Origin of the sequence: Kitasatospora sp. SC0581 (assembly GCF_048159585.1) — a bacterium.
Taxonomy (GTDB): domain Bacteria; phylum Actinomycetota; class Actinomycetes; order Streptomycetales; family Streptomycetaceae; genus Kitasatospora.
In genome coordinates this window covers 1-3,698 of sequence record NZ_JBLRWA010000062.1, presented here as the reverse complement: position 1 = coordinate 3,698, position 3,698 = coordinate 1, and the positions used below count along the sequence as shown (strand labels likewise).

4 protein-coding genes are annotated in these 3,698 nt (G+C 69.9%); 3 read left to right on the top strand and 1 reads right to left on the bottom strand.

Annotation, left to right across the window (positions count from 1 at the left end; translation table 11 throughout):
* Positions 1–69: 69 nt before the first annotated feature.
* Positions 70–507, top strand: a complete 438-nt coding sequence (locus tag ACLWS4_RS36960) for a hypothetical protein (RefSeq protein WP_416876415.1) — start codon at positions 70–72, stop codon at positions 505–507.
* 121 nt (positions 508–628) lie between these two features.
* Positions 629–1,660, top strand: coding sequence for an NAD-dependent epimerase/dehydratase family protein (locus ACLWS4_RS36955; protein WP_416876414.1), 1,032 nt, complete (start codon positions 629–631; stop codon positions 1,658–1,660).
* On the opposite strand, the gene ACLWS4_RS36950 is transcribed toward ACLWS4_RS36955, so the two are convergent.
* Positions 1,657–2,997: a hypothetical protein gene (locus tag ACLWS4_RS36950; protein WP_416876416.1), complete on the bottom strand. Its 1,341-nt coding sequence runs from the start codon at positions 2,995–2,997 to the stop codon at positions 1,657–1,659. The genes ACLWS4_RS36955 and ACLWS4_RS36950 overlap by 4 nt on opposite strands.
* On the opposite strand from ACLWS4_RS36950, the gene ACLWS4_RS36945 reads away from it, so the two are divergent.
* Entirely contained in the window at positions 2,957–3,676 is a 720-nt protein-coding gene (locus ACLWS4_RS36945; protein ID WP_416876413.1) for an ATP-binding protein, read from the top strand. The genes ACLWS4_RS36950 and ACLWS4_RS36945 overlap by 41 nt on opposite strands.
* The last annotated feature ends 22 nt before the right edge of the window (positions 3,677–3,698 follow it).

Below are 3,698 nucleotides of genomic sequence, written 5' to 3'. Positions count from 1 at the left end.
CTCCGAGCGCATCGGCCTCGAAGTCCCGCGCCCCGAGAGCTTCGTCTACGGCACCTTCAAGGCGCACTGATGGCCGCTCGCAAGCCCACCACGAAGCCCGCCGCCGCCCCCGCGGCGAAGACCGCCGGCGCGGGCGGCCCGGACCTGGAGACCCCGCCCGCCGAGCTTTCGGCCGCCGCGCCGCTCGACCCGCCGCCCGGCCCCACAGCCGAGCCGGAGCCGAACCAGGAGGAGCCGACGACCCCGGGCATCGCCGCCCACCAGCCCCTGGCCTCCGGCCACGTCGACCTGGTGGACGAGGACGGCACCCTGCTGCCCCACGACCTGGAGCAGCTGTTCGACCTCTCCCACCCCGAGCAGACCGTCGTCTTCCCCCGACTGCGGATCTACCAGCGCCGGACCTACCCCGGCACCCACCGGACGGTCACGCAACTGCTCTACGTGCCGACCCAGTCGATCCCCCGAGACGAGGTCGAGCGCGTGCGGCTCGCACTCGGCGGCGAGTAGCAAGCCACGGAGCCCGTCCCCGGCAGCAGGGGGCGGGCTCCGTGGCACTCTGCCGGAGACGGTCAGAGCGCTTCTGTCCTCAGGGCTGCGGGTGGAGCCGGTGGCTGGCAGGATCAGCCGCATGAGGATTCTCGTCCTGGGCGGCGGCTGGTTCCTGGGACCGGCCGTCGTGGCCGGCGCGGTGACACGGGGCTGGGACGTGACCACGTTCACGCGAGGCCGCTCCGGAATCGCCTTGCCCGGAGCGACCGCGGTGCACGGCGACCGAGAGCGGCCCGACGACCTCGCCCGGCTGGCCGACGAGTACGGCCCCTGGGACGCCGTGATCGACACGTCCGCCTCGGCTCTCAGCTCTCGCGACGTACTGGCAGGTGCCCGCGCCTTGGAACTGGTCGCCAACCGGTACGTGTACGTGTCCACGGTGGCCGTGTACGAGGGCTGGCCCACCGAACCCCTGAGCACCGACTCGGCGGTATGGGAAGCCCTCGTACGTGTAGACCAGGAACTCGAGCAGCCCCTCGGGGCAACGTCGGGCATCAACCCCGTCTACGGGCGAAGGAAGGCCGGAACCGAACGCGCGGTGACCGACACGTTCGGCCTTGCCCGGACGAGCCTTCTGCGACCCGGCGTGCTGCTTGGGCCTGGGGAGTACGTCGGGCGTCTGCCATGGTGGCTGCACCGGGCCGAGCGAGGCGGACGGATTCTCGCGCCGGGAGACCCGTCGAGGAGTATCCAGCCCGTGGACGTGCGGGATGTCGCGGTGTTCGCCCTCGATCAAGCCCTGCGCGTGGGCCATCAGGTCCACAACCTCGCCGCGCCGATCGGGCGGGAGACGATGGGCGGACTCCTCCAGGCGTGCGTGGACACGACCGGGAGCAGCGGGACCCTGGTGTGGGTGCAGGACGACGTCCTGCTCCGCCATGGGCTGCGCCAGTGGACCGAGCTGCCGCTGTGGTGGACTCACCCGGGCACATCCGCGATCGACGCGACCTCGGCCGTCGAGGCCGGCTTCGTCAGCCGCCCTCTGACGGAGACCGTGGCCGACACGTGGGCGTGGCTCAGAAGCGGTAACAAGCCAGTGCCGCACAGGCGTTGGGAGAAGCATGGCCTCGATCCGGACAAGGAGCGCGCCGTCCTGGCGAGCGCCGGCTAGCCGTTGCCCCTGCCGAGAGCAAGCCGCGCCGTTCCGGTTCCCAGGACCTGCGGGGGCGCAAGGATGGTGAAGTCCTCGATCCGCTCCGCGAGATCCTGGGCGACTTGGGCGTCACGGAAGGCTGCCGTCGCCAGCGCGGCCTGGATCGTATTGACCCTTGCCGTGAGTCCGGCCCCGCGCCACTCCCGAGGAAGACCGAGCACCGGGCTGAGAGCGTTGGCGGCGCCGTCCAGGTCGCCGCGCATCAGCAGGGCGGAGGTCAGATCGGCTCGGGCCTGCGGAGCCACAACGAGCGGGTTGGAACTGGTCGAGTTGGCCGCGATCAGCTCCAGCGACCGGCGGGCGGATGCCTCGGCTCCCGGTCCGTCGTGAAGGATCAGCAGGGTGGAACTGTTGCTCATGGCGACCCGCTCAAGGCTGAAGTCGAACTCTCCTCCGATGCCATGGAGGTCGTCCTCGACCGGACCACGCTCGGCCAGGCTCTCCTCGATGGCCAGCTGCGCGTTCTCGATCAGGCCGCGGTGCGCGTAGGCGCGGGCCGCGATCGCCGCCAGCCGGGCTTTGCCCGTGGCGCCCACGCCGGGAAACGACCTTGCCTCCTCGATCTTGCGCACCGCCTGGGCGGGTTTGCCCGTCCAGTAGTACAGCACCGCCAAGTACCCGTGCGCGTAGGCCTGGAGGGGTCCGTACTCGGCAACCTGGCCGTACAGTGCAGCCGCCCGGGCCAGTTCGAACGCGTGGGGTATCGCGCCGAGGTCGAAAGCGCACGCGGAGAGTAGTGCGGAAGCCTGGCCGGCCACGAGGTACAGGCGCTGGCACTGCGAAGGCACCTGGGTGCGGTCCAGCAGCACCTTCGCGACGCCGAGTACCTCCTTCGCCGACACGAAGACCACGTGCGGCGGCTTCGTGCTGGTGTCCTGGACCAAGCTCACGAGATCGTCTTCGAGCTGGTCGAGCGTGAGGTCGGGTAGCAACTGAGCGGCCGCGTCGGAGGCGTGGGTGCTGGCATCGCGTGCAGTCATGGAGAGTTCACTTTCATCGAGCACAGGAGCAGATGGCGCCCGCAGCATCTGGGCCTGATCGCCGGTGAAGGGCGCGAAGAGCTCTTCCACCGGTCTGCCGAAGAGCTGCTTCAGGATTGCGGGCGCCGGGTGGTGGGGTCGGGCAACGTGCCCGGAGCGCCACCGCGAGACGGACTTCTCCGTCAGGACGATGTTCCTGAAGGCGGCGTCGCCGGTCTTTTCGTGGAGCAGCGCGGCAGTCCGCCGGTACTCGGACTGGAACGCGCGAAAGTCCATGCCGAACTGGGTGATTAAGGCATCGAGCAGGTTCATCACGGTCCCTTCGTCGCAGCCCGTGCGAACCGCGTCGTTCTCTGCCTACCACCGCCAGCCCGGAGATCACACAGGCCGGGAAGAAGTGTCCTCGAACTGTCCTCGGTTTGTCCCTTGGCTCACCCGAATGGGGACCAAGTGTCCCTGTTCTGCCAGTGGTTATGTCCACCGTCCCGGTCCAGGGTTGATCACCGCAAGCGATCCACGACCGGGGCGCGTCCAGGTGCTCCTGCTGACGGGAGCGATGCACATGGTGGCCGTCGAACACCCGACCGTACGCCGCTGGAAGGGGCGATACAGGGCGGACACGGACCTGGTCCCCGCGGTGCGTCACAGGGTGCGGTCGGAGCTGGGGAAGTGGGGGTGGGACGTGAGGGGTGAACGCGCCGGCGTCCTGCTGCTCGTCCTCACCGAGCTGTTGACCAACGCGATCCGGCACGGCAGCGGCCCGGGCGACGTCGTCGTGGTGCGCCTTGACGAGCGAGGCGGTACCTGCCGGGTCGAGGCCGAGGACTCCCGGCCCGACCGGCTGCTCCCCGGGGCCTTCACCGCCTGCGGGGAACACGGCCGGGGGCTGATCCTCGTCGACGGCCTGGCGCTCGCCGTGGGAGTGGTGACGACGGCCACGACGAAGAAGGTATGGGCGAGCGTTCTCGCCGACGACACGGGAGCCACGCGGTGAAACTCAGCAAACTTGCCCAGGT

What these genes read in the sequence shown, in the direction of transcription:
- ACLWS4_RS36955 (WP_416876414.1), top strand. Translation starts at nt 629, where the DNA reads ATGAGGATTCTCGTCCTGGGCGGCGGCTGGTTCCTGGGACCGGCCGTC.
- ACLWS4_RS36945 (WP_416876413.1), top strand. Translation starts at nt 2,957, where the DNA reads ATGCCGAACTGGGTGATTAAGGCATCGAGCAGGTTCATCACGGTCCCT.
- ACLWS4_RS36960 (WP_416876415.1), top strand. Translation starts at nt 70, where the DNA reads ATGGCCGCTCGCAAGCCCACCACGAAGCCCGCCGCCGCCCCCGCGGCG.